Annotated in this window: 23 protein-coding genes and 1 pseudogene; 16 read left to right on the forward strand and 8 right to left on the reverse strand. The window is 44.1% G+C overall.

All coding sequences use genetic code 11. The features are described from left to right. The 6 genes and pseudogenes from B3C94_RS21945 to B3C94_RS21970 form a co-directional block, all read left to right on the forward strand. Positions 1 to 406, forward strand: a pseudogene (locus tag B3C94_RS21945) (hypothetical protein); the annotation flags it as partial. A 180-nt stretch (positions 407 to 586) separates the two neighbouring features. Further along, positions 587 to 1,408, forward strand: coding sequence for an alpha/beta fold hydrolase (locus B3C94_RS21950; protein ID WP_293907799.1), 822 nt, complete (start codon positions 587 to 589; stop codon positions 1,406 to 1,408). Between the two features lie 355 nt (positions 1,409 to 1,763). Then, complete coding sequence (locus tag B3C94_RS21955) at positions 1,764 to 2,810, forward strand: cupin domain-containing protein (RefSeq protein WP_293907801.1); 1,047 nt, start codon at positions 1,764 to 1,766, stop codon at positions 2,808 to 2,810. Positions 2,811 to 2,815: 5 nt separating this feature from the next. Continuing rightward, entirely contained in the window at positions 2,816 to 3,508 is a 693-nt protein-coding gene (locus B3C94_RS21960; protein WP_293907803.1) for a YoaK family protein, read from the forward strand. Positions 3,509 to 3,512: 4 nt separating this feature from the next. Continuing rightward, positions 3,513 to 3,974, forward strand: a complete 462-nt coding sequence (locus B3C94_RS21965) for a redoxin domain-containing protein (RefSeq protein WP_293907805.1) — start codon at positions 3,513 to 3,515, stop codon at positions 3,972 to 3,974. A gap of 2 nt (positions 3,975 to 3,976) precedes the next feature. Next, entirely contained in the window at positions 3,977 to 4,483 is a 507-nt protein-coding gene (locus B3C94_RS21970) for a DsbA family protein (RefSeq protein ID WP_293907807.1), read from the forward strand. Positions 4,484 to 4,774: 291 nt separating this feature from the next. Here the strand turns inward: B3C94_RS21970 and B3C94_RS21975 are convergent, their stop codons facing one another. Beyond that, positions 4,775 to 5,737 carry an aldo/keto reductase gene (locus B3C94_RS21975; protein WP_293907809.1) on the reverse strand — a complete coding sequence of 321 codons (963 nt, stop codon included), beginning with the start codon at positions 5,735 to 5,737 and terminating at the stop codon, positions 4,775 to 4,777. 105 nt (positions 5,738 to 5,842) lie between these two features. On the opposite strand from B3C94_RS21975, the gene B3C94_RS21980 reads away from it, so the two are divergent. Further along, on the forward strand, positions 5,843 to 6,184 hold the full coding sequence (locus B3C94_RS21980; RefSeq protein ID WP_293907811.1) for a winged helix-turn-helix transcriptional regulator: 342 nt from the start codon (positions 5,843 to 5,845) through the stop codon (positions 6,182 to 6,184). 60 nt (positions 6,185 to 6,244) lie between these two features. Here B3C94_RS21980 and B3C94_RS21985 read toward each other — a convergent pair whose 3' ends face one another. From B3C94_RS21985 to B3C94_RS21995, 3 genes are all read right to left on the reverse strand, one after another. Further along, positions 6,245 to 7,288 (reverse strand): alpha/beta hydrolase, encoded by a 1,044-nt coding sequence (locus B3C94_RS21985; RefSeq protein WP_293907813.1) that lies wholly within the window; start codon positions 7,286 to 7,288, stop codon positions 6,245 to 6,247. 5 nt (positions 7,289 to 7,293) lie between these two features. Beyond that, positions 7,294 to 7,707, reverse strand: coding sequence for an OsmC family protein (locus B3C94_RS21990; protein WP_159332985.1), 414 nt, complete (start codon positions 7,705 to 7,707; stop codon positions 7,294 to 7,296). A 109-nt stretch (positions 7,708 to 7,816) separates the two neighbouring features. Then, positions 7,817 to 8,674 (reverse strand): helix-turn-helix domain-containing protein, encoded by an 858-nt coding sequence (locus tag B3C94_RS21995; RefSeq protein ID WP_293907815.1) that lies wholly within the window; start codon positions 8,672 to 8,674, stop codon positions 7,817 to 7,819. A gap of 479 nt (positions 8,675 to 9,153) precedes the next feature. Here B3C94_RS21995 and B3C94_RS22000 point away from each other — a divergent pair, with 479 nt between their 5' ends. Next, a complete protein-coding gene (locus B3C94_RS22000) occupies positions 9,154 to 10,239 on the forward strand; it encodes a PAS domain-containing sensor histidine kinase (RefSeq protein WP_293907817.1) in 1,086 nt (361 codons plus the stop codon). Between the two features lie 134 nt (positions 10,240 to 10,373). Here B3C94_RS22000 and B3C94_RS22005 read toward each other — a convergent pair whose 3' ends face one another. Next, positions 10,374 to 10,523, reverse strand: coding sequence for a hypothetical protein (locus tag B3C94_RS22005; protein WP_293907819.1), 150 nt, complete (start codon positions 10,521 to 10,523; stop codon positions 10,374 to 10,376). A gap of 333 nt (positions 10,524 to 10,856) precedes the next feature. On the opposite strand from B3C94_RS22005, the gene B3C94_RS22010 reads away from it, so the two are divergent. The 4 genes from B3C94_RS22010 to B3C94_RS22025 all read left to right on the forward strand — a co-directional run bounded on the left by B3C94_RS22010 (position 10,857) and on the right by B3C94_RS22025 (position 14,215). After that, positions 10,857 to 11,228 (forward strand): response regulator, encoded by a 372-nt coding sequence (locus B3C94_RS22010; protein ID WP_293907821.1) that lies wholly within the window; start codon positions 10,857 to 10,859, stop codon positions 11,226 to 11,228. 227 nt (positions 11,229 to 11,455) lie between these two features. Beyond that, a complete protein-coding gene (locus tag B3C94_RS22015; RefSeq protein WP_293907823.1) occupies positions 11,456 to 11,686 on the forward strand; it encodes a helix-turn-helix transcriptional regulator in 231 nt (76 codons plus the stop codon). A 256-nt stretch (positions 11,687 to 11,942) separates the two neighbouring features. Continuing rightward, entirely contained in the window at positions 11,943 to 13,358 is a 1,416-nt protein-coding gene (locus B3C94_RS22020) for an aldehyde dehydrogenase family protein (protein ID WP_293907825.1), read from the forward strand. A 62-nt stretch (positions 13,359 to 13,420) separates the two neighbouring features. After that, the gene (locus B3C94_RS22025; RefSeq protein WP_293907827.1) at positions 13,421 to 14,215 is read left to right on the forward strand and encodes a helix-turn-helix domain-containing protein; all 795 of its coding nucleotides are present in this window, start codon (positions 13,421 to 13,423) and stop codon (positions 14,213 to 14,215) included. 9 nt (positions 14,216 to 14,224) lie between these two features. Here the strand turns inward: B3C94_RS22025 and B3C94_RS22030 are convergent, their stop codons facing one another. Beyond that, entirely contained in the window at positions 14,225 to 15,709 is a 1,485-nt protein-coding gene (locus B3C94_RS22030) for a DHA2 family efflux MFS transporter permease subunit (protein ID WP_293907829.1), read from the reverse strand. Between the two features lie 256 nt (positions 15,710 to 15,965). Here B3C94_RS22030 and B3C94_RS22035 point away from each other — a divergent pair, with 256 nt between their 5' ends. The 4 genes from B3C94_RS22035 to B3C94_RS22050 all read left to right on the forward strand — a co-directional run bounded on the left by B3C94_RS22035 (position 15,966) and on the right by B3C94_RS22050 (position 22,237). Further along, positions 15,966 to 16,334, forward strand: coding sequence for a hypothetical protein (locus B3C94_RS22035; protein WP_293907832.1), 369 nt, complete (start codon positions 15,966 to 15,968; stop codon positions 16,332 to 16,334). A 79-nt stretch (positions 16,335 to 16,413) separates the two neighbouring features. Further along, a complete protein-coding gene (locus tag B3C94_RS22040) occupies positions 16,414 to 17,802 on the forward strand; it encodes a TolC family protein (RefSeq protein ID WP_293907835.1) in 1,389 nt (462 codons plus the stop codon). Positions 17,803 to 17,808: 6 nt separating this feature from the next. Beyond that, entirely contained in the window at positions 17,809 to 20,982 is a 3,174-nt protein-coding gene (locus B3C94_RS22045; RefSeq protein ID WP_293907837.1) for an efflux RND transporter permease subunit, read from the forward strand. A gap of 145 nt (positions 20,983 to 21,127) precedes the next feature. Continuing rightward, a complete protein-coding gene (locus B3C94_RS22050) occupies positions 21,128 to 22,237 on the forward strand; it encodes an efflux RND transporter periplasmic adaptor subunit (RefSeq protein ID WP_293907839.1) in 1,110 nt (369 codons plus the stop codon). Positions 22,238 to 22,404: 167 nt separating this feature from the next. On the opposite strand, the gene B3C94_RS22055 is transcribed toward B3C94_RS22050, so the two are convergent. Next, complete coding sequence (locus tag B3C94_RS22055; RefSeq protein ID WP_293907841.1) at positions 22,405 to 24,381, reverse strand: PAS domain-containing sensor histidine kinase; 1,977 nt, start codon at positions 24,379 to 24,381, stop codon at positions 22,405 to 22,407. 103 nt (positions 24,382 to 24,484) lie between these two features. Beyond that, a partial coding sequence (locus B3C94_RS22060) for an SDR family oxidoreductase (protein WP_293907843.1) occupies positions 24,485 to 25,881 on the reverse strand: 1,397 nt, incomplete at its 5' end.

Genomic DNA, 25,881 nt, shown 5'->3' on the forward strand with positions numbered 1-25,881 from the left:
AGATTTTGGGCTAGGGATCGGTGGCAAACAGCAGATCCAAGATATTAAAGATAATGAAGATTTCTATTATTTAAATCTGGCTTACATGCACACGGTGAGCCGGGGAGACAGTGCTTTCGAGCGGACAGTCACCCGCCAGTTTATTGAAAAAATTCCAGGCCAGCTTCAGGAACTAAAGGCTGCTTACGCAAGTCAAGATTTCTCCAAATTTAAATTAAGAGCACATGATTTTAAAACCAGCGTCGCCATTATGGGATTGCTTCCTGTTCTTGATGATAAGCTGGGAACACTTGAACTTACAACCGAACAGAACACCTTATCGGAAGGTGTTTTAACCGAAGTCGTGCAGATCCTTACCACAGCCGTCGAGGAAGCTAAACGTTTATTAGCAAGCTATACGGACTAAGTTCTACTTTAACAATACGTAATTGAAAAGATCATCAGGCCATGCTTGATGATCTTTTTTGTTGTCTATTTAACGACTCATTTTGCCCATTCGTCGAATGATTTTTGAAATTGGCTAATTGTTCGTGTAGTTTTATGATAGCAAAAAGAAAATACATATTCACATTTAAACCAAATAGCTATGAGCACTTTAAAACTAAAAGACGGAACAGAAATTTTTTACAAAGATCAAGGACAGGGTCCAGTATTGATGTTTCACCACGGCTGGCCATTATCTTCTGATGACTGGGATGCACAGGTGATTTTCTTCCTACAGAGAGGGTATCGCGTAGTTACTCATGATCGGAGAGGCCATGGCAGATCGAGTCAGGATATTTACGGACACACCATTGAGCAGTACGCTGCTGATGCTGCCGAACTTGTTGAATTCCTTGATCTCAAAGATGTCATTCATATCGGTCACTCAACAGGCGGGGGTGAGGTAATTCGTTATGTGAGCAAATATTCGAAAGGAAGAGCAAAAAAAGCTGTACTTATCAGTGCTGTTCCTCCGATCATGGTACAAAATGAAAGTAATCCCGATGGTGTGCCAATGGAGGTATTCGATAATATCAGGGATCAGACTTTAAACAATAGACAACAGTTTTATATCGATCTAACACTTCCTTTTTATGGTTATAATAGAGCGGGAGCTGATATTAAGGAAGGAATTCGGAGAAACTGGTGGAGACAGGGGATGATGGGGGGCATTGTTGCCCATTATGAGGGTATTAAAGCTTTTTCTGAAACAGATTTCAGGGAAGATTTAAAATCCGTTGATATCCCAGTTTTAGTTCTACATGGTGAGGATGACCAGATTGTTCCTTATGAAAATGCCGGCGTTAAATCTGCTAAACTCTTAAAGAACGGAACCTTGATCACTTACCCGGGCTTTCCGCACGGAATGCCTACAACAGAGGCTCCTACGATCAATAGGGATATTCTAGCCTTTATTGAATCCTAAAATTTCCTTACCAAAAAATATAAAGAAGTGAGCTCCATGGCTCACTTTTTTGTTAAGGAGCAATTAAAGATGCTCCATCAATTTTATAAGCCTTTCAACTTAGCCCATTTAGATTGCCCTAATTAGCACAAGCCAGCTTATCGCTGAATGCCTACATTTAAAAAAAGTAAGTCTAGAAGTGGCTCCCGATAAACGGATCATTTGAGTGATCATTTGAAGGACGAATGTCTTGCTATAGCCCTGTTTCAACGATCATATCTGCCTGTTCGCCGAAAATCAACATCAGCAGAGTCCTTTCTTCGGTAAATTTACTATAGTAAAAAACAGGAATATCAATCATTAAAAAGACAATATTATGAAAACGACATCATTAAGCTTCAAGTACGAATTAGAAAAAAAAGAACCACGTACAAACGATGGTGGCACCACCAGAGGTGCTTCTGTGACTGACTTCCCAGCTTCGATCGGGATCGCAGGTGTGTCGATGCGATTACAGCCGGGCAGTATGCGAGAGCTCCATTGGCATGCAAATGCTGCGGAATGGGCCTACGTCATTTCAGGAACCGTTCGTACGACCATTATTCATCCGGACGGTCATAGCTATACCGACAATTTTGAACCGGGTGATGTATGGTATTTTCCGAAAGGTTATGGACATTCGATACAGGCAACAGGAACTGAAGAATGTCACTTCATCCTGATATTTGACAACGGTAATTTTTCCGAAGACCACACGTTTAGCGTAACTGACTTCGTTGCCAGTATGCCTCCAGAAATTGTAGCACAAAATTTAGGGTTGACATTGGAAGAAGTTGCTGCACTGCCGAAAAAAGAAGCCTATTTCGCCGCAGGTATTGTCCCGGATGAATTGTCGTTTAATGCTGCTGCAAGACCAGAAGAATCTGACATAGAACTTACTAATCTACATCGTTACCCGCTTCACGCTCAACAGCCTAGAATCATTCCCGGGGGCGGTCTCCAGCGATTGGTCACAAGTAAGGAGTTTCCGATCAGCACGACCATGGCCGGTTCTATTCTTGAATTGCAGCCTGGGGCACTTCGGGAAATGCACTGGCATCCGAATGCCGACGAGTGGCAGTATTATATTTCGGGCCAGGCGGAGATGTCTGTTTTTCTTGCCGAGGGTACTGTAGTCACCGAACAGTTCAATGCAGGTGACGTGGGCTACGTACCCATGGGAGCTGGACACTACATTAAAAATACAGGTGATACCGTGTGCCGAGTTCTTATCGGATTTAACAGTGGTAAATACGAGTCGATTGATCTGAGCGAATGGCTTTCAGGCAATCCTAAAGATGTGGTGGTGACAAATTTTGGGCTGACGGAAGGTGAGATTGAAAAATTTCCAACAAAAAAGATTTTTATTCAACCTGAAAAATAAAACTTATGCTGCCTGAAAAGAAGGTTTTTCTGTACGCTGACAAAATAGGCACACAAGAAAAATTAGCGATACTGCTTACTTTCATAGCTGGATATATCGATGCAGTTGGGCTGATCAAATGGAAAACCTATGTTTCTTTTATGAGCGGCAATACGACGCAGCTTGGAACAGCGATTGCCACAGGAACAGTAGAAGTCATCAGCTCATCCGGATGCGTAATAGGGAGCTTTGTAAGTGGTATCTACCTGGGCACATGTCTCTCGCAGTGCCAAAGACAGCAAAAATTTTCATCCAAATTCTTTATTGTGGCGGGCATTTTAATCACTTACAGTATCGTTGGTAGCTATTATCAGATACCGAGTTATAGCTCGCTGGTCGTTGTCGGCTTTTCAATGGGCGTGATGAACACAATCGTTACTTCGGTAGGAAAGCAAAATGTAAATGCCGATTTTGTGACAGGAACGTTAAACAGTCTGGCAAAGAACTCGGCGATGTATGCTATGAGCAGTAGCGCAGAAGATAGGGCGACCTATGGATCCAATGTTATTCATTTATTAATTCTTTGGATAGGGTTTATTTCCGGAGCCTATATCGCCCCAGTATTTCTGGACATACTTGCAAAGTGGACACTGATTTTGCCGGCTTTTTTTCTACTGGTAGCAGCATTTATATTTCCTATACCAAATATTAAAGAATAAAATTATGTTAGAAAAAAATACTGTTGCACCAGATTTTACATTATTTGCAACACCAGATCAGAAAGTTACATTATCCGAATTTAAAGGCCGTAACGTGATCTTAGCATTCTATCCTGCCGATTGGAGTCCAGTCTGCAGTGATCAGATGGCATTGTACAATGAAATGCTCAAGTACTTTAAAAAGTATGACGCAGAACTGTTCGGAATCTCTGTGGACAGCAAATGGTGCCATCTGGCTTTTTCGCAGTCCCGTAACCTACACTTTCCGCTACTCGCAGACTTTGAGCCAAAGGGAGGGGTTGCAGAAAAATACGATGTCTATAATGAGAATGAAGGTCAGTGCAACCGTGCTCTTTTTGTAATCGATAAAGAAGGTATCATCCAATGGAGCTACAAATCACCGACGGCAGTAAATCCCGGTGCAGATGGAATATTGGAAGCTCTTGAAAATCTTAAAATAAAATAGTTATGTCGTTAAAAATACCTGTCAGTATTACTGACCACGCCCAAGGCAACCTAAATGCCGATTTAGTTATCGTAGAGTATGGTGACTATCAATGTCCTTACTGTGGAGCCGCTTATCCTGTGCTAAAGAAGCTCTTGAAAAAATTTAGCGGAGAGGTGAAATTTGTATTTAGAAACTTCCCACTCTCAGAAATGCATGAATATGCGCTTCCGGCCGCGATCGCTGCAGAAGCTGCTTCTTTGCAGGACAGGTTTTGGGAAATGCACGATGCTATTTACGAAAATCAGCGGTATCTTGACGACCAGTATCTTTTTACAATAGCAGAACAAATAGGATTAGATATGGAAAAGTTTAAGTCTGATATACAAAAAGAGGAGCTGGTGAATAAAATCGATGCCGATTTTCAGGGCGGAGTTATCAGCGGAGTTAATGGGACTCCTTCGTTTTATGTTAATGGCAAGAAGTTCAACGCTGGAGCTGAAGAACTTTTCAATCTTTTCATTAGATAACTTTCTAAGCATTTCATATGTACTACCATCAGCGGCTTTTTAGCTTATGGTAGTACAAATAATGCGATTATAAATCTGCTTCACAATCATTTTTCGATGTTCTCTACCCCAATTAATCATTTCCGAAATAATATTTCCGAAATATGAACGTACAGAGGTGTTTCTTGGCCATTAGAGATGACATACAATTTCAAACATGGTATTAAGATCATTTCTGCAACACAGTGTGGCAAAGTATAATATTGACTGGGATTGGTTTAATAATTAGGACATCGTTATTTATTCGGGAACTTAACCGCGCACAGAATTCAGCAGATCGTGCGGATACCCGAGGCTAATGGAGCTTAAAGCATCTAGTTTGGTCAGCTCATCGACTGTCAAATTTATTTCAGCCGCTTTCAAGCTTTGCTCAAATTGATTGATATTGCGTGCTCCCAATAGTGGAAAGGCTTCTTTTGATAAATTCCATGCAAAAGCGATCTGACCGGGCGTTGCTTCCTGTTTTTCTGCGATTGCTACCAGTTCATCAATGATCAGTTTGGTTTTCTCGTTTTCAGCATATGCAGCCTCAGAAGAATGACTGATGCGACCGGCTTCTCCCTTTCTATATTTGGCGGTGAGCATTCCGCCAGCCAGTGGCGAGTACATCATCACACCCAGACCAAATTCCGTTGCCATCGGGATCAGTTCGCGGTCTGCGGTACGTTGCAATAGATTATATTCTATCTGTAAAGCCGTGAGTTTTGTTGCTGAGGCAATGGCCGACGCCTTCCATGCCGGGAAATTACTGAGCCCCGCATACACTATTTTCCCTTCGCTGACCAGATCTTGAAGTCCCAAAGCTATTTCTTCCAATGGAGTTACACCATCATCATAATGAGGCATATAAATATCGATGTAGTCCGTTTTCAATCTTTTTAGACTTTGTTCAACAGCCTGCCGCATAGACTTACGGTTATTCCCAAAATTACTGATGGCAGGCTTGGGGTCACTACTTCGGGTATATTTTGAGCAGATGATAAAGTTACTTCGCTGCCCCTGTAGATAGTTGCCTACGATTTCTTCTGCCTCTCCAAATTGATAGACATCCGATATATCAATAAAATTACCCCCTGCATCTGCATAAGCTGTTAAAATCTTTTTTGACTCTTCGGGATCGGCTCCGTAGCCTTTTCTTGTACCAAAGTTGGCTGCTCCCAAAATTATTTCACTGGCATGCAGCCCTGTTTTTGCTCCAAATAACTTGTATTTCATATTTTTATATTTACTTTGTCGCAAAGTTAAGGGCATAAAGTACCCGTGTCAATTACGGATAAATTTATCTATACCCACTTTATACCTTCGTAAAATATAGCAGCTATGTACGAAAAAAAGCTTCCGGTCAATCTAGATTGCGGTTTACATCTGTTCCTACAGGTGGTTCAGGGGAAATGGAAAATAAACCTGCTCTGGGCGATTCATTCAGGTATCAAGCGCCCGGGTGAGCTGCAGCGGAAAATCCCCAATGCAACTCGCCGTGTACTGGATGCGCAGCTTGGTCAGTTGATTGAACATGGATTAATCCATAAAGTTGTCTTTGATCAGCTTCCGCTGAAAGTAGAATATGAACTGACTGCGCTGGGGGAAAGCCTTATGCCGGTCATCGAGGTAACAGCACAATGGGGCGAGGATCACAGAAATGAATTGGAAAAGATTTTGTGAGCAATCAAAATAACACCAAACAGGGTAAACTATTTGGTGTTATTTTTTGTGAAGTTTATCTTATTTCACAAACAGTGCTTTCCGTAAAACGGTCGCTGCATCCAACACAGATTGCTGTACAGCAGGGATATGCGCTAGTGGGTTCAGCATCCCATAATCGTGGATAAAACCTTTATACTCTGTAACAGTCGTTGGTACTCCGGCATCATCCAATTTTCTTCCATAGGCGACACCTTCATCATGCAGAATATCATTCTCGGCCACCTGAACAAGTGCAGGAGGCAAACCTTTCAGTTCTTCCAGGGAAGCTTTCAGTGGTGAGGCGTATTTGTTGTCGCGTTCTTTTAAGTCAGGCAGGTAATTGTCCCACATCCATTTCATCAACGGCGTTGTCAGAAATCTTTCCTGCGCAAATTTTGTGTACGAAGCCCTGCTGAAGTCGGAGTCGGTGACTGGCCACAAAAGTACCTGCTGTTTGAGTTTGGGGCCATTTTTGTCTTTGGCCATCAGTGCCACCACTGCGGCCATATTTCCACCCACACTATTCCCAGCAACAGCAAGCCTGCTGGCGTCAACCCCGATTTCTTGTCCATGACTGGCAACCCATTTTGTTGCAGCATAAGCCTGGTTGATGGCTACCGGAAATTTGGCTTCGGGAGATGGGGTGTAATCTGGGAAAACGGCTACTGCTCCGCTGCCGACAACCAGGTCACGAACCAATCTTCTGTGGGTAGGGTAGTCGCCCAATACCCATCCGCCGCCGTGAAAGAACATAAATACGGGTAGTCCGGCTTGTGCCCCCTTGGGTTTTACGATATGTATTTTTACGGTCTGTCCGTCCTCCGTAATGGTTCTTTCTGATTCCTGGATATCGGAGTAATCGAAGCTTACCGAATTTTGGGCGCCCACCAACACCAATCTGGCGTCTTTTGGTGAGAGGGTTTCCAGCGGTTTTCCGTCGCCGCTGTTCAAAGCTTTTAAGAATGCTCTTGTTTCCCGGCCGATATTGGGGTCCTGAGCTGCTGGGTTTGATTGTGCCATGATATTGGAATTTAAGCTGACGAGTGCCGCCAATGTGAAAACTTTTGAATAGAGTGATTTCATTGTGATTATTTTTTAAGGTTGATGTTCAAGATGATTTTGAAGCTGAATGCTGCGCTTACAGGACAGGTTCTTTCGGCCTCGCGGGCAATTTTTTCAAATTCTTCCGCTGAGATACCGTCTACTTCTGCATCAAGTAGCAGTTCGGACTGTGTGATCTTTCCATTATCCAAGGTAATGATGGACTTTGTCTCCAGTCTTTTGGGGGTATAACCTGCCTGGGTGAGATCCAGGCTCAGCTTCATTGTAAAACACCCTGCATGGGCAGCAGCAAGGAGTTCTTCGGGATTTGTTCCGACGCCTTCAGCGAAACGGCTATTGAATGAATACTGAGTCTGGTTCAGAACGGAACTTTGGGTGGTCAGATGTCCGTTTCCTTCTTTGATGGTGCCGTTCCAAACGGCGGTAGCGTTACGTTTCATACTCTTTATTTTTGATTGTTAATTTCTTATAGGACAAAGGTATGTCATATAGGCAATCTAAATAAAGAGCAAAAAGTCGATAAAAATTGTACTTTTTTCCTTTTGTAGGCTAATTTTTAATTTCTTTCCGAAAAGCTGCGGGAGTTTTCCCTGATTTCTGCGTAAAAATCCGGTTGAAGTAAGCTGGATCTTCATAGCCCAATTGATAGGCGATTTCCTTTATGGTAAGCTCGCTGTAAAGGAGCAGGCGTTTGGCTTCAAGGACGATCCTGTTTTTGATCATCTCGTTCGGATTTTCAAGATTGAGTTTATGGAATTTGTTGGAGAGTGTTTTTGGAGCCAGGTTCAGCAGGTCCGCATAATCGGCCACACTGTGTTTTTCCTTGTAATGGATATTGACTAGTCGGCTGAAGTTCCTGAAAAAATCCTGATCCGTACTGACAAGATCGAGCGTTTCATTTTGGAGGTTTTGCTTTTTCCACTGTCGCGTTGCACGGATGATAATCTGCTTGAGGTAAGTTCTGATCATTTCTTCAGATGAACGGTCCTGAATATGAAGTTCATCGCTGATCTGAGCGAATAATTGGGATATGCTGTGCAGCTCATCGCCGTGCAGGTCCACTGCCGGGTTCTCAAAAATATTATTGAATAAAAGTCCGTCGCAGGCAACCTCCTCATCATGGATCTGAATACAGTAAAAATCCCTGTTGTAATGAATTAAAAAAGCTTCATTCGCATTGGCCGACTGGATGTCAAGATATTGATTGGTATTGATGAAAAGCAAGGTGGGATTTTGGGTTTCATATGCAGTGAAGTCCACCGTTAGTGCGTAACCCGCTGGAATGAGCAATACTTTGATGTAATGGCGGAAAGTTTCGCCGTTCACCAGATTAAGCGAAGAGGAGTCGAAAGAAATCAGGCCTAATTTTTTGTGGTTCGATTCGAAAATGGAAGTAGCACTATTCATAAGGGCGTTTGTTTATGTTCAAATGTATCTCTTTTGCTGATAAAACTAAAATAAACGGTACAATTTGCAGCATCAGCAAAATGATTCTGCTCCAGTTATGCATAATCGTCTCTAGATGAATTAAGCTGTAAAAAGGCATTCCTGGTTACAGTAAAATAGCTAATTTTGGTTTTAAGTCGCTTCGGGCTATGTGCTTTGAAAGTACTACAATAAATAGATGTTCGTGTTTTTATTATAAGGCAAACGATCTCAATTTCAAGCTGTTCTAGTTAGTAAGACAGAATTTCATTTCTGCTGATTGTTAAGGATGGCTGAATGGGGGCTTCAGCCTCCTTTAACACCAAAGTCTTGCTAACTAAGATAGTTAAAAAAAAACCAAGTTTTATAGGATATCTTTAGGTGTAAAAATAATAATGCTAAGATTATTATAATATGTATCTTTACCTCGTTGACAAGCACTTTTAAATCCTATCAATTGTATGATTAACTTGCACGGTGCGGATTCTACTTTTACAGTATCCCAAAAACATCTCGCGCAGGCGCTCGCACAGGCTCGTATGGGCTTTTGGGAAGTTAGCCTATTGGAAAAAAATTACATGTCCTGTACGGATCAATGCAAAAGAAATTTTGGTTGGGATACAGCAAAAGAATTTAGCTATGGTGATATGTTGGGCTGTATTGTGGATGAAGACCGGGAAGCAATGCAGGCGAGTGTCGCAAGGGCTATTGAGCAGCAAATCTCCTATATTGCACAGTATCGTGTTAGACATGGTGATGATAGTATCCATTGGATTGAGGCACGTGGATGGGTGACTTATGACGAGAATGGCGGCCCGCAGGTAATTTCGGGAACGACGCTTGATATCACAGAGAAAAAGGAGCTAGAGATTCTTCGCGACGAGATGTTGAGCATCGCCATGCATGAAATCAAGACACCGCTATCATCCGTCAAAGGAACCTTGCAGATTCTCGATAGGCAGCTGGCAGCACAAGAAAATGCCTTGTCAAATAAACTCCTAGAAAATGCACTCAAAGCCACTGACCGTATTAATCGTCTCCTCAATGAAATGGTCGCCCCCGTGATGGTAATGGCTAAAGGAATCGACCTCGATAAATCCACGATAGATTTGACCCAGCTTATCATTGAAATAAGCCAAAATGCTGCGCTCATATTTCCCGAGAGTGATCTGCACTTACATCTGCCCGATGATACGGTATTTCTGGAGGCTGATGGTTATCGTATCGGACAGGTAATTACCAACCTGATCAATAATGCCATTAAATATAGTGATAAAAATTCACCTATACACATCAAGATGACAGCAGATCGGCATGAAATATCCGTACTGATAAGTGACCTTGGGATGGGAATAAAACCTGAGGATAGGAAAAAAGTATTTGAGAAATTTTATCGCTCAAATGGTCACAGTCATATTGAAGGTTTCGGTATCGGGCTCTTTCTCTGCGCCGATATCATATTGCGCCACGGTGGTCAGATCCATATACTCGATAAAGAGGGGCCGGGCACCGATATTTCTTTTACCCTGCCGCGCAAAGAAGGCTAGATCCCCTATAAAATAAAAATCCATAATCATTTAAATTAAAATCGCCAATAAAGCCCCTCCCGACGGGCAGATTCTGCCAAACTCATAATCCCTATCAGGAAAAGTTAAACGTCGAGTCCCTTGCCAATGCCTGTTCAGGCAGCTTGGAATGAGATCAGTCCGAAGAGCAATAACAGGATGGCACCAATGGAAGCCCAAATGGTTTCCTGTATCTTAAATTGCCGTATGATGACCCCCACAGTAGCAAATGCTGCAATGAGAAAAATGTAAAAATTGGAACTCATGTTTTATGTGGTCATCAAATAATCAAAACAATAACAGTTCGAATGGTGTTATTCACCTGATCTTACATTAAAATTGATTATTTCAAAAAGCGGGCTACTACGTGTAGTCCGCTTTTAATTTTTTTAATGAAATATACGTAACAATATGAAATTTAAATTGTACCAAATAAAAAACTGTTACTCTTAATAATGAAAAAAATAGCGAATATAGAAGCAACAGGGAAATTACCTATTTTGTGCTAACAAACCATAGTTGAAGGAAAGGCATAATATCTTAGGGTGATAACCTATCAAAGTGATATTTTAAAAACGATAAATCAAGCCAGCATAATCATGAAGAGGAAAATAATTATTTGCGAAGACGATACACTTATATTAGATGTGTTGGGGCTTGCATTAGCGAACGAAAACCAGGAGGTCATATCCGTTGCCCATAGCCCGGAACTCATGTCTACCATATACGAAAGACAGCCTGACCTGTTGATTGTGGATCTACAGATGCCATGGCTGGCCGGGGACGACATTGTGCGCCAACTCAAGGCATCCGAAAAATACAGCTTCATAAAAGTGATTATGATGTCGGCGAGCCTCCATGGCAAAGCTATAGCTGATGCTTGTGGAGCCGACGCTTTCTTGGCTAAACCATTTGAACTGGACGAACTTGAATATTTAGTGGCCAAATTATGTCCATCCGGGTTTAATTAATATTTTACAAGCGTTTATTATGGCCGTAATAATAACGATTAGCCTACCTTACTTTTAAGTTTCCTGATAATCTTTAACAGCGATTCTCTATTTCTAGCATCGTGATAAAATTTGGGCAATTTCTCAAGTCTAGACCCATACTGCAGCGTCAAATTCGGTAATGCATTTATTTTGGTCTTGAAAACGATGCTTCATTTTTTAATCCGGGCGATTTTTACTATTATATCGTGAATATTGCGAGCGTAGAAATGGAATTTGTGAGTGACAGTATTTCAAATGTTTTAAAAATTAAGCCCGAGGTGCTACACCTTGTACTCTGCGGGAAAAGTACACTTGAAATTGCCGAGCTGCTGGCCGTGTCTGTGCATACCATAAATTCCCACCGTAAAAATATACTCAGCAAATCGCAGTGTTCGTCGTTGGCAGAGCTGGGCTCCAAGTCTGTCAGGGAAGGCTGAGTCTGAATTTTATTCTTATTAGGTCCAGAAAAATAACTTCAATTAAAAGTTACAACCATCATGAGGCCAACCTCGAAAATGGCTGGCATAAATAATAAGGTTAGGCATTCTCCGAGTCCGTAAACACTATACTTTAGTTCTCTAACTGGATATGCGCGTTTTGTTGGACCTGAGCTTTTTTACCAAGTATAATTGAGCTTTTTTACCAAGTTGAATCAAAATGGTACCGCTAATTTTGTTCTATAAAATTAACAAAATGAAAACAGTCAATCAGATTTATATCGACGGGGAATTTGTAACTCCTCACGGAACAGAGATCTATCATCTCATCAATCCGTCTAACAATGAAAAGATCGGTGAAGTCACCTTAGCCGATACAATAGACACAAAAAATGCCATCGCAGCCGCAAAAGCTGCCTTCCGGAAATTTTCAAAATCCACCATTTTGGAACGTATAGGCTACCTAAAAAAACTGAAAATCGCCATTGAAAAGAGAAAACAGGATTTTATCAGTACAATGATCGAAGAATATGGTGGGACTCACCAATTTGTCACAATGAGCAACGAGCATACCGGAGCCTGGTTTGACAGTATGATAGAAGTACTCAAAAATTTTGAATTTGAACGAACAATTAATGCTGCTTCGGTGCGTTTACAGCCTGTAGGTGTGGTCGCTATCATTACGCCCTGGAATGCCAGCAACAGTTCGGTAACTAGCAAAGTCGCTACAGCAATCGCAGCAGGATGCACGGTAGTCATCAAACCCAGTGAAATGAGTGCGTCGCAGACGAATGTGCTGATGGAAGCTTTTCACGATGCAGGTTTACCTAAAGGGGTCATAAATGTGGTAACAGGTCTGGGAAATGTCGTTGGAACGGAACTTACCGAAAATCCCGGAGTGGCCAAAATATCATTTACGGGTTCGACAGCCGTCGGAAAATCTATCGCTAAACGGGCGGCAGATACCATGAAACGCGTCACGCTGGAACTAGGTGGAAAATCGCCCAATATTATACTGGATGACGCTGACCTGGACGCTGCAATTCCGATGGCCGTATATGGTGCTTACATGAACAGTGGACAAGCCTGTATTGCCCCAACAAGACTCCTGGTACCGCAGCACAAACTGGATCAGGTTAATGCAATAGCAAAGGCTACTGCAGCACGTATAGTGGTCGGTCTGCCTCAACATGCCGACACAAACATCGGTCCGATGGTGAGCGTAAAGCAGTTTGATCGGGTACAGCATTATATTAAAACTGGAATCGAGGAAGGCGCCACATTATTGACTGGCGGCTTGGGGAAACCTGAAGGCTTGGAAGACGGAAACTTTGTAAAAGCGACCATTTTTACAAATGTAAGCAATGATATGACCATTGCGCAGCAAGAAATTTTCGGCCCCGTTTTGTGTATTATTCCTTATCAAACGGAAGAAGAGGCAATCGAAATTGCCAACGATACCCCTTACGGATTGGCAGCCTACATCACATCGGCAGATAGGGAAAGGGCAATACGGGTGGCCTCGGAAATCGACGCCGGTCGAGTCTGTATCAATGGATTCAGTCACGACCCTTTCGTTCCGTTTGGCGGATTTAAGCAGTCGGGTATAGGTCGGGAATATGGCGCATATGGTCTGGAACCTTATCTTGAAATCAAAGCTGTGCTAAGCTAATTTTTTATAAATTTGATAAAGCGTTGTCGCGTGGACAGCGCTTTGTCTTGATCAATAAGCTAATGATAGAAAATTCGGATATTGTCTATTCCTGTTACCACAAAGTGAGCCGAAAAGGAGAAAACTTTGTGGCTCAGCATACGATTTCATACCAGATGTCGGGTAGTTTTATACTGGCAGACAACAAAGACAAGTATATTGCCAATCCGGGGGATTTTCATCTCATCAGGAAAAACCAGCTGGTGAAATTTGCGAAAATTCCACCACCAAATGGCACCTGTGAAAGCCTGAATATCTATTTGAGTGATGAAAATCTAAAGAATTTTGCGCAGGAATATCAGTTGCAGTCCGAACATGTAACGAAAGCAAATGTGCTGGTTAAAATTGATGTCAATTCGGTGCTTGAAAATTTTATCGCTTCGCTGCGCACCCTGCTCACGAGCAATCTGAATACCAAATCACTGACAGACCTGAAAATCAAGGAACTCTTGTTAATCCTCCTTCAGACGAAACCTGAACTCAAAAATATCCTGTTTGATTTTTCCGAACCGCATAAAATAGACCTTGAAGCGTTTATGAACCAGAATTATAGGTACAACGTCAATTTGGAGCGCTTTGCCCGCCTCACGGGTAGGAGCCTTGCCACGTTTAAGCGCGATTTTGAAAAGATTTTTCAAACCTCGCCGCATCAATGGATGCTCAAAAAAAGGTTGGACGAAGCACATTATCTCTTAAAGGAAGAAAAGAAATCTGCTTCTGACATCTTTGTTGATTTGGGCTTTGAAGATCTTTCTCATTTTTCCTCTGCTTTTAAAAAACAGTTTGGCTACAGTCCCAAAAGTTTAGCTAAAATATAGTAGAAAGGCTTATGCGGCCTTCTGCACTTCTTTTTGTGCTGTAAGGCCCCTTAAATTCCTGCCGTCGCTCGGTTTGATTTTGAAATATTCAATTAAAGATAGGAGGGACAAGGCTGCAATTAACTGTAATGCCAGGCTGAAATCCCGCATCTGATAAATGGTATCCTGATAATAACTACTGGCCAGGTGAAGAGTTACTGCTCCTAAGGCGATCCCCATACCAAGTGCCATTTGCTGCGCCGTATTATACAGCGTATTTGCATTGCTCATCTGCTCATTGGGTATGTCTGCATAGGCCAGGGTGTTAAGGCTTGTAAATTGAAGCGAACGTGTAAGTCCGGAGAAAAAGAACACAATGGCGACAAGCCAGATCGGTGTCTGTAGGGAAAGCAGCGAAAGGCCGGCCGTAAACACCGTTAAAATAATTCCATTCCCGATCAAGACTTTACGGAAGTCAAATCTTCGTGTGATCCATATGGCTACGGGCTTCATGCTCATACTGCCCAGCATGTTGGCCATATAGAGGAGGCCTGCGTGAAATGGGCTCAGTCCAAAACCCAGCTGTAACATAAGCGGCAGGATAAACGGAGCAACATTGATCACCATTCGAGTGATCGATCCAGAATAGACCGTAACCCTGAATGTCTTTATCTTGAGGACACTATAATCGATCAATGGGTACTTGATACGTTTGGAGTGCCAGATGGAAACGGCCATTAGCGCAAAGCTTACAACAATAGTAACAATGGGTTTGGTATAATCTCCTTTGGCTGCACCGATCATTTCAGTACCCAGCATGATGCCGGCGAGACCGATCCCGCTGATAAAAAAGCCGATAATATCCAGTGGGCGGATATTTTCAGATTCCATCGCTGGAATAAATTTATTGACTGCCCACAGCGCAAATACCCCGACGGGTACATTGATAAAGAAAATCCAGTGCCAGCTAAAATAAGTCGTAAAAAATCCGCCCAATACGGGACCAATAATAGGACCCAATAATCCGGCCCAGGCAATATAGCCGATCGCATCGACCAGATCTTTCTTTGCGGTATGCTTTAGTACAATGAGACGGCCCACAGGTACCATCAGTGCTCCGGCTGTACCTTGACAGATACGTGCGATCACGAAAGCTGTTAAGTTGGTACTCAGCCCACAGGCGATGGACGATAGTATAAATCCTATAATTGCTGTATTAAAAACTTTTTTTGCACCGTAACGGTCGGCAATCCAGCCGCTGATTGGAATAAATACGGCCAACATGACCGTATACGAAGTAATGCCCGCACTGAGTTGTACTACATTGCTTTCAAAATCATGTGCCATTTTGGGTAAGGCCGTTGATATCGCTGTGGTGTCGAGCATCTCCATAAGTAGTGTGCCACCAACAATGAGCGATATGATGCGTGATTCTTTCTTCATTTTGCTCTTCTTCAATCCCGAACGGGATACATTTGCGACAAAAGTAAACCTATCCAAAAAAAGAAAAGTCATTTAAAGGCAATTAAATGTAGACAAATTTGCCTGCTTATGTTTTTTCCAAATACCTGAAACAGGTGGACGAGCGGATGATGTTGCGGGTTGCCGCTAGACGATCGCTGGCGCTTGATTTTTACCCGGAGGAACGCAATTGCAACATGATGTTTACAAAAGCTTTCGCTACGTCAATGTTACATTAAGATCAGGTACCATTGTTTATATTTGTATCGTACATCAATCGAAATGGTGTGCATTAGATATCATACAACCTATGTTAAGACGAGTCATATTTCAATTTCTCTTACTGATAAGTGCGATGCTGTTGATTGTGAAGCCTTTGATCGGATTTTCACTTTATCATCAGGCAAAGACGCAAGGGGAGAATGAGTTTATCACCGTTATCAAGGCCTTCAGTAAACGGAAACAGGAATACCTGGATTGGGTTGATGTCAAAGATAGTGTCTGTCTGACGCTCTCGCCACTTCGTCACTTTGTTGCTAAAGTAAAGGAGTTTTTCATTACCCACTTTTTCAACACGTTCTTTCCAAATTCCAGCACGTTTTCGATGGGCAACTTCCTGTCCAAGGCCTTATTGCCGCTAGATCGGCTATACCTGCGTAATCTTCAGCTCACTTTATGATAAAAAAGCCATTTTAATCGTACTGAATGGGTCCCAGTGGGACTACAGACATTCATTTATTTTAAAATAAGCTTTTTATATGTTTCAGAAACTTGTCCTTTTGGGGCATGTGCTGCTCTGCTGTAGCTTTTTTAGCTATGGCCAGGAGAACCATGTGCCTATCAAACTCAACCAGCTGCTGTCTTCGGTATCGCAGCATGCGCCATCCTTACGTACCGACTACGTGCGTACGCAGGTACAGCAGGCCCGCGCAGCCGAAGTCAAAAACAACCGTCTGCCAAGCCTCCAGCTGTCGTATCAGGCAGACGTCGGTTCCAATAATAATGTGCCCGGGCCTTACTTCGGATTTGGCTTGGTACCGACCAATAATGGTGGTATCCGTGCCGATAATAATTATCAGGCTGTGAGCAGCAATCTTGGTATTGCTGCCTTCCAATGGGAGGTCTATAATTTTGGTCAATTCAAGGCCCAAGACCAGCTCGCGCAGTCGGAGGTGACCGTAGAGAACCGTCGGTTTGAGCAGTCTAAGTATGACCTGCAGTCCTTCACGATTTATAGTTATCTGCAGTTATTAAAATTGCATGACCTGATCGAAATTCAATCGCGCAGTATAGCCCGTAATCAGGAAATACGTCAGTCGATATTTGCGCTGGTCAAAAGTGGTATTCGGGCTGGAGTGGATACCAGTATGGCGGATGCCGAAATATCGCGAAGCCAGCTTAGCCTTATCGAACTGGACAATCAGCAGCAGCAGTTGCAAATTCAACTGGCTACTTTGGCCGGTATGTCCCCAGCGCAAATTGTAGCGGATACCACTGCCGAAAAGATTCTTTTCGAGCAGGTACAAAATGCACCCATTGAACTCGATGGTGGCCGCCAGCATCCCCTGGTAGCCTACTATAATGCGTTGTTCGACAAAACGAAAATGGAAGAAAAGCTGGTCGCCAATAGTTACCGTCCCAAGCTGTTCCTTTCGGGGGCCGTCTGGGGAAGGGCATCCAGTGTTCAAAGTGATAATAGTTATGGGTCACTAGCCGATGGCTTTGGCCTGCAACGTGGTAATTACCTCGTTGGTATGGGGATCAACTACAACCTGTTTGACCTGCGCCGTAAAAAGGTAAAACTCCATACGCAACGCCTTATGGTAGACGAGGCTGGGCAAAAGCTACAGGAACAACAGGCCAACATCGCCATGAATATTGCACAGTCTACCACGGAAGTGGAGACTGCTGAAAGACGTCTGAAGGAAATTCCGCGTCAGACTAAGGCTGCAAACGCCGCTTACCGCCAGAAGTTTTCCTTGTATAAGAATGGACTGATTGATATCGTGGAGGTCAATGTTGCCCAAAATATGCTCAATCAGGCAGAGCGCGATTATATCACCGCCAAGTATAATTATTATCTGGCATTGTTCCATCAGGTGGTGGCACAAAACAATGTCGATGGCTTTCTTCAACTTTTTAACTAATTACTTATGTCACTTGTCACAGCTGCTTTACGAAGGCCGATTACCACAGTGATCATCACCCTGAGCCTGCTGCTCTTTTCGGTACTCGCCGTACTGAAAATACCGATTGATATCTTTCCGCAGCTCAATTCACCGACAATTTACGTCATTGAATCTTACGGTGGGATGTCCCCGCAACAAATGGAAGGTTTTTTCTCCTCCCGGATGCAGGATCAGTTTCTCTATGTCAACGGAATCAAAAATATATCCGCCAAAAATATTCAGGGCCTTACGCTCTTAAAACTTAGTTTCTACGAAAATACCGATATGGCCGAAGCCTCAGCGCAGGTGGCGCTGCAGGTAAACCGGGCCATGAAGTTTTTCCCGCCAGGGGCATTGCCACCACAGGTAGTTCGTTTTGATGCTTCTTCTTTACCTGTGGGGCAGCTGGTCCTTTCTTCCAAGACAAGAAGCCTCAAAGAGATCTACGATATGGCGAGCACGTTGGTGCGGCCCATGTTTTCTGCGGTACCGGGCCTCTCCGCACCGCCACCCTTTGGAGCCAACTCCAGGACGATCACGGTCAATGTAGACCCTAATAAATTGCGGAGTTACAACTTGACTGCCGACGAAGTGGTGATGGCATTATCCAAATTTAACGTGATGTCACCATCAGGCAATCTCCACCTCAACAATACGATGTATGTGACCACCATCAATTCACTGATCAAGAATGTTGCAGATTTCTCCAATATTCCTATTCTGACAAAAAATGGGATCCCGATTTATATCAAAGATGTCGCACGCGTGTCGGACGCTTCGGATGTGACGGTCAGTTACGCACTGATCAATGGTCGGCGCTCAGTTTATATTCCTGCCGTTAAGACTTCAGATGCTTCCACCTGGGCAGTGGTCAGCAACCTAAAGGCCAAGCTGCCGGAAATCCAGAACCTGCTTCCTGAAGATGTCAAGGTGTCTTACGAATTTGACCAGTCCGTAGCGGTTATGAATTCGGTGCAGAGTCTTTTACACGAAGGTGGGCTCGGTGCTTTGCTTACTGGCCTGATGGTACTCTTGTTTCTGCGCGACTGGCGAAGCAGCTTGATCGTGATCGTCACCATACCAGTGTCCATTTTGATCGGTGTCTTGCTGCTCACACTGTTTGGCCAGACCATCAATATTATGACCTTGAGCGGTTTGGCACTAGCCATCGGTATCCTGGTCGATCAGGCCACGGTGACCATCGAAAGCATACACCAGCATCAGGAACAGGGTACACACAAACGTAAGGCGATCTATCATGCCTGTCAGGAGATCGCTGTTTCGCTGCTCTTGATCCTGTTCTGTATTTTGGCTGTATTTGCACCTTCCTTTATGATGACGGGAATTCCCCGGGCCATGTTTTTGCCACTTTCTTTATCCATTGGATTGACAATGATCGCCTCTTATTTCATGGCGCAGACCTTGGTACCTATTTTATCCAATTGGCTGCTCAAAGAGCATCATATCGGGCACTTCAAGTCAGACTCTCCGGGCTTTTTCGATAAGATCAAAAAGCGTTATCGCTATAGCTTATATCGCAGCATGCGCCATAAGGGTAAAATTATCATCGGTTATCTGCTGCTCATGCTGGCTTGTGCGGCGGCGGCATTTGTCTACATCGGCAAGGATATGATGCCCAAAGTTAATAATGGGCAGTTTCAGTTGCGGATCAAAGAGCCCGATGGAACCAGGCTGGAGCGTACCGAAGAGTCCGTCAAACAGGTCCTGCAAGTAATCGATAGTACGGTCAACCATCAGGTTGCCATCAGTTCGGCCTATGTAGGCCTAGTGCCCAGCAGCTATGGGGTCAGCAACCTCTATGTATTCAATACCGGGACGCATGAAGCTGTTATTCAGGTCAACCTGAATGCAGACTATCATGTCAATATGGACGAACTCAAAGATGTTTTACGGCGTAACATCCACTTCAAACTCCCCAATTTGCGTCTGAATTTTGAACCTATTGATATGACCGAAAAGATTATGAGCCAGGGAGCTGCGACACCGATCGAAGTGCGTGTCGCAGGTAAGAAAATGGACGAATTGAAGGTCTACGCGGATAAGGTTGTCGGTTCATTGCGGCATATCGGCTATCTGCGTGATGTGCAGATCGCGCAGCCCCTCCGGCTGCCGACCATTTCGATTGCCATCGACCGCCTCAAAGCCTCACAGCTTGGTCTGCAGATGGATGATATTGCCCGGTCGGTAACAGCCAGTACGTCATCGAGCCGATTTACGCAGAAGATCCAATGGCTCGATGAAAACAATACCTATACCTATCAGGTACAGGTGCAGGTGCCTGAATATGTGATGAATACAATGGACGAGCTGCGCGAAATTCCACTCGTGAAAGGGCAGCTCACACCGACCTTGGGCGATATCGCCAGTTTCAATACACAATATTTACCGGGTGAGTATGACCGGCAGGGGCCAAGACGGTATTTGACCGTGATGGCAAATATCCATAAGAAGGACCTGGGGACAGCAACAGCCGATGTGCAACAAGCTATTCGTGAACTCCCGGCTCCGCCGCGTGGTGTTGTGGTGGAAATGAAGGGGATGTCGACACTATTGCTCGATACCATGGGTAGTTTGCAATTAGGGCTAGCCTGCGCAGTTGTTGTAATATTTCTGCTGTTGGCGGCGAATTATCAGAGTGTCAAGCTTTCGCTGACCGCATTGGTCACTATTCCTGCAGTGATCTTAGGATCTTTGGCGATGCTTTTGCTCACAGGGTCTACACTCAATCTGCAATCTTACATGGGTATGATTATGTCTACGGGGGTATCCGTCGCCAATGCGATCCTGATCGTGTCCAATGCGGAAGTACTGCGGCTGGACTTTCGTAATGCCAGGACAGCAGCGCTGGCCAGTGCGACAACGCGGCTACGTCCGATCCTGATGACCAGTATGGCCATGATTGCCGGTATGATTCCCATGGCCATGGGAATGGGAGAGACGGGTGAACAGGCGGCTCCATTGGGCCGGGCCATTATCGGTGGCCTGTTTGCCTCCACATTTGCAGCTCTCTTTATTCTGCCGCTCCTGTTTGTGTGGATGAAGGAAAAATCCAAGTTCGACTCCGAATCACTCTTGCCGCAGGATGAGCCTGATTATCGGAAGCCATTGATGGAAAAAGAAGCGTATAGTGTAAACTAAAAAATATAGTGCTCTTTCGGAATCGACATCCAGCAGTACGAACTGCGATGATATAGAAGGAAGTTACTATGGAACGGGAACAGAATCGTATAAAAATATAAAATCGCCAAAGGCAGCATGTATGCCTTAAAGACATAATTGAGAAATGAACAAGAAAACCAAAGGGATGAAAAAAATAGGCTATTTAATAATACTGGTGGGCTTACTTTCCGCTTGCGGTCACACCGAAAAGCCGATTGATCTGACGCCGAAAAATCCGGCTAAAGCCAGTACCTATCAAACAACAGTAATACAGGAGAAAGTCATGTCCAGCAGTGTGCGTTTACCTGGTAAGCTCAAACCTTTTAACGAGGTAAATATCTACGCCAAAATGAACAGCTTTGTCAAGCACATCTATGTGGACAGAGGAGCAATAGTCAAAAAAGGGCAGCTGCTGATGCAGCTGGAGGCACCAGAAATGCTCGCTGCGGTACAGTCGGCGCATTCGCGCTTTGTGCAGGCACAGGAGACCGCCTCTGCAAGTAAGGATAAATACAAAAGGCTCAAAAATGCCGCACAGGAAGAAGGAGCGGTATCACCACTTGATCTGGACAATGCGCTTTCAAAGATGAAAGGGGATGAAGCGGTAGCTATGTCGGAAAAAGCAAATGTGGAAGAGGTTGAAATGCTGCAGTCTTATCTGAATATCAAAGCGCCATTCAATGGTGTGATTGTACAGCGTAACGTTTCTGAAGGAGCACTGGTCGGACCGGGAAAAGGAAATGATCAACCCCTTTTGATCCTGCAGGATCTCAACAAATTAAGGCTGGAAGTACAGATCCCTGAGACCTATGTTGATAAAGTTGATCTTTCGAAAAAGGTAGCTTATCGTTTTAATAATAAACCGAATAAGGTATTTGAAGGGATGATTGCGCGTTCGGCAAATTCTTTGGGCGCCATGCAGTCCGAAGCGATAGAGGTAGATGTCGCCAACTCGGATAACAAACTCAAGCCCGGTTTATATTGTGAAGTGGATATTCCATTGTCTGCCGGAGCCAATTCTTTATTGGTGCCATCCAATAGTATTGTACGTTCGACAGAAAGGCAGTATGTGATCCAGCTTATAGCTGGCAAGACACATTTTGTGGATATCAAAGAAGGTGTATCCACGCATGATTCTACCGAAGTTTTTGGTAAGCTAAACAAGAGTGATCAGATCTTGCTGCATGCCAATGACGAAATCAAGGAGGGGGTCAAACTTCCCCTGGAAAAATAGGTTTAATGCTTTTATTTGATAGGTATGAAAGGTTTCTTGGAAACCTTTCATACTTTTTAAATTAGTCGGATCAGCGCTTTGAAGCAAAGATCCCTATTGCTTGATCTTGTGCAGGGACACAACCGTACCGCTAGATAACATCATGGCGGCGAAGTTGGGGGTGGAACTTACTGCGTAGGAAGCCGTACCTTAAATGTGGTTCCGCCGGCTGAGTTGCTCTCCACAGCGATATGTCCGTTATGCAGTTCTACAATTTCACGGCAGAGGTAAAGGCCTATGCCAAATCCCGAGATTGTTCCGACCCGATCTTTTCCTGCCCTGTAAAATCGCTCGAATATCTGATCGCGGTCTTCTTCGGCAATTCCCATGCCTTGGTCGCTGACAAAAATTTCGATATCCTTGTTTTCCTCCGCCAGATAGCCAAATGTAATCTGGGTTCCTATTGGCGAATATTTGGCTGCATTTTCTACCAGATTTTGGACTACCTGCGCAATCTTATTCAGGTCTGCGTTAATGGATACACTTTGCGTCAGGTCAGCGACAATCTGATGGGAGTGGATCCTTAATTTAAATTCATCTTCAAGTTCAGCAAATAATTCCTTCAGATCAAATACTTCTCTTTCGATCGTCATTCTGCCGGAGTCGAACCGCGAAATGTTCAAGAATCCATTGATGAGGTTCTTCATATTGCGAACCTGTTTAAGAGATTTCAATGTAAGGTCCTGGTAATTCGTATTTGCTGTCAGGAGTGCCTGACGCTGCATCAATTGAAGATAGGCGTTGATAGAGGTCAGGGGTGTCTTCAGTTCATGGCTAGCGATGCTTATAAAGTCATTTTTCCGCTGTTCCTCAGCTTTCTGTTCGGTAATATCCCTTAGTGTACCATTCAGACTTGCGGCTTTCCCCTTGGCATCATAAAACACTTTACCACGTGCTTGCACGAGCCTGCCGTTCGGGGACTGTGGATGGACGATACGGTATTCAATAAAGTAATTGCCATCCGACTCTTCGCTCAGTGCCTCAGTGATGGCAGCCATTACACGTTCCTGATCCTCTTCTACAATGGAATTAATAGCGGCAGATAGATCCAGTTGATCCTCATCGCTTAAGCCGAACCATAATTTTAATAGTGCGTTTCCGGAGAACAGGTTCACCTCAGGCTCATAATAGAACGTTGCAAGCTCTCCCGCATCGATAGCCATGGATAACATTTGTTGGTCCTTTTCACTTTTCCGTCGTTCAAGAACTTGATCGGTAATTTCTTCGAGGATGATCAGAATTCCCGTTACTTTATTATCAGCTGAAAAAATAGGTTGATAGATGGAGTTTACGATAGCCTCCCGCAATCCGTCCTTGTGGTGCAGCAGTATGGAAAGTTCATTATTTGTTTTTCGTACACCTTTTTCAAATGCTTCCTGGAGCCATTGGGTCATGGGCTGGCCCTGCAGCTCGGGCCTTGCGGTTTCGTGGGGCAGGCCCTGCACTTCCGCCAAATGACGGCCCCAGATCTTTAATATGGTTGGATTGGCGATGTCTATAATAAACTCTGGCCCCTTAAGCATTGCTATGCCAACCGGTGCTTGCTCAATAATTGTCCGCACCTGCTCACGGCTTTCTGCCAGCAGTTGTAAGGAACTGTTGAGCTCATCATTTGTAGCAGTCAATTCTTCCAGCGTTGCTGCCATCTCCTCCATAAGCCCTTGTTCCTTTTTTTCTTTTTCCTGTATTTGTTGCTGATGCTGCCTTCTTAACGTAACGTTGCGGGCGGTGTTTAAAATGCACCAGGTTTTATTGTTTTGGTCTAATAGGGCCCTATATTCATAATCGAAATAATCTGTCACCGGAACACCATCCTTTATAAGCCTAGCTGGTGCCTCCTTTACGGAATAGGATTTGCCCGTACGCCAAACCTCTTGCAGAATAGATAAGAACGGCTGGTCTTCCAGTTCGGGAATAGCACTGATCAGCGCCTTTCCAATAACGGATTCATCTTTGCCCCATAGGCTAAGCATACCCGCATTGGCAAACTGGATGGTCATCTCTGTTCCAGTATAGATTGATGTAGGCTCGGGAGAACAGCTCAATGCCTGTAAGATAAGGTCTTCGCCAAAAGAGGCACTGCCAAATTTTTTCTTAATGTCCATTAGGCCAAAGATAAAGAATACATTTTGATAAAATGAGCTCTGTATCTTCTTTCAAATGCCGCAATGGCCTGTTCATTATAAATCATCGTTTACAAATACTTTTCTACGTGTTAGCAATTCTATTGATCATGCCCCTGAATATGAAGCCATGAAAAGGCCATACTGCATACCAGTAGAGCCTTCCGGCAAGGCCCAGGGGCCTGAAGGTCGCGGTCTGCAGCAGGAGATTATCTTCGATTTTAAATTCTAGCCATGCTTCTCCCGGGAGTTTCATTTCGGCGTAGAGCAGCAATCGTTTTGTTTTTTTATCTGCGATCAGTACGCGCCAAAAATCAAGTGCATCGCCGGCCGCCAGGTCACTTTTATTCTTTCGTCCTCGCCGCATCCCCACTCCGCCAACTAATTGATCCATGAATCCACGGATTTTCCAGAGCCAGTTGCCATAATACCAGCCCGAATTGCCGCCTATGGACCATATTTTGGTCAACGATGCTTCACTATTAGGAAGAGGGGCCGTACGGAAATCCTTAAAGCAACCATAACTGGGCACTTCCAGCAGCCGGGTGAGTCCGCCCGATAAGATATGACTGGTCTGGGCATCTTTCCAACTGGAAACCACATTGTCGCTTTCAATTTTTTGAAAAGCTAACTGGATGGATGCGCGGTAATTGATCAGCTGGATACCCAATTCCTCGGCCAGACGATTTGGTTTACAGATCACTTCCACTTTCATGCTATCGACCAGATTTTTGGCTAGGTTATAGGAAGTGGAGGTCACAAAATAAAGCCAGTAGGAGGAAAGCCGCGGTGTCATAAGCGGGATCACATAAATGTGTCGCCTAAGTTTTCGTTCGGCAGCATATTGCAGCAACATCTCTTTATAGCTAAGGATGTCTGGACCGCCGATATCATAGCTGTTGTTAAAGGTATGCGGATTGGCGATAACGCCGATCATAAATTCGATCACGTTGCGTATGGCGATAGGCTGACATTTCGTCTTGAGCCATCTAGGCGTAATCATCACCGGAAGTTTTTCCACAAGGTCGCGTATGATCTCGAACGATGCGCTCCCGGAGCCAACGATGATGCCTGCCCGCAGGGTGGTGATCGGAATACGCCCGCTAGCCAGGATGTTTTCAACGTTTCTTCTCGAATCGAGATGCTTCGATAAGTGATCTGAATTAATTATTCCACTCAGATAAATGATCTGCTGCGCGCTGGTTTTTTCCATAAAGTTGCGGAAGTTGGTCGCACATTGCGCTTCCATTTGCTGGAAATCACCCGACTGCGTGGCCATGGAATGGATCAGGAAATAAGCGATGTCAATTTCAGGCGGAATATTTTTTAAGGTCTCCTGATCCAGGAAGTCGACTTCGACAACTTCAACAGGTCCCGGGATTGCCGATGTATCAAAACGGTTTTTATCTCTCACACAGCAGATAACTTCATGCCCCTGTTCCAGCAATACAGGCAAAAGTCGTTTTCCGATATACCCGGTAA

The sequence above is a fragment of the Sphingobacterium sp. UBA5670 genome, from assembly GCF_002420705.1.
In the GTDB taxonomy this organism is placed as follows: domain Bacteria; phylum Bacteroidota; class Bacteroidia; order Sphingobacteriales; family Sphingobacteriaceae; genus Sphingobacterium.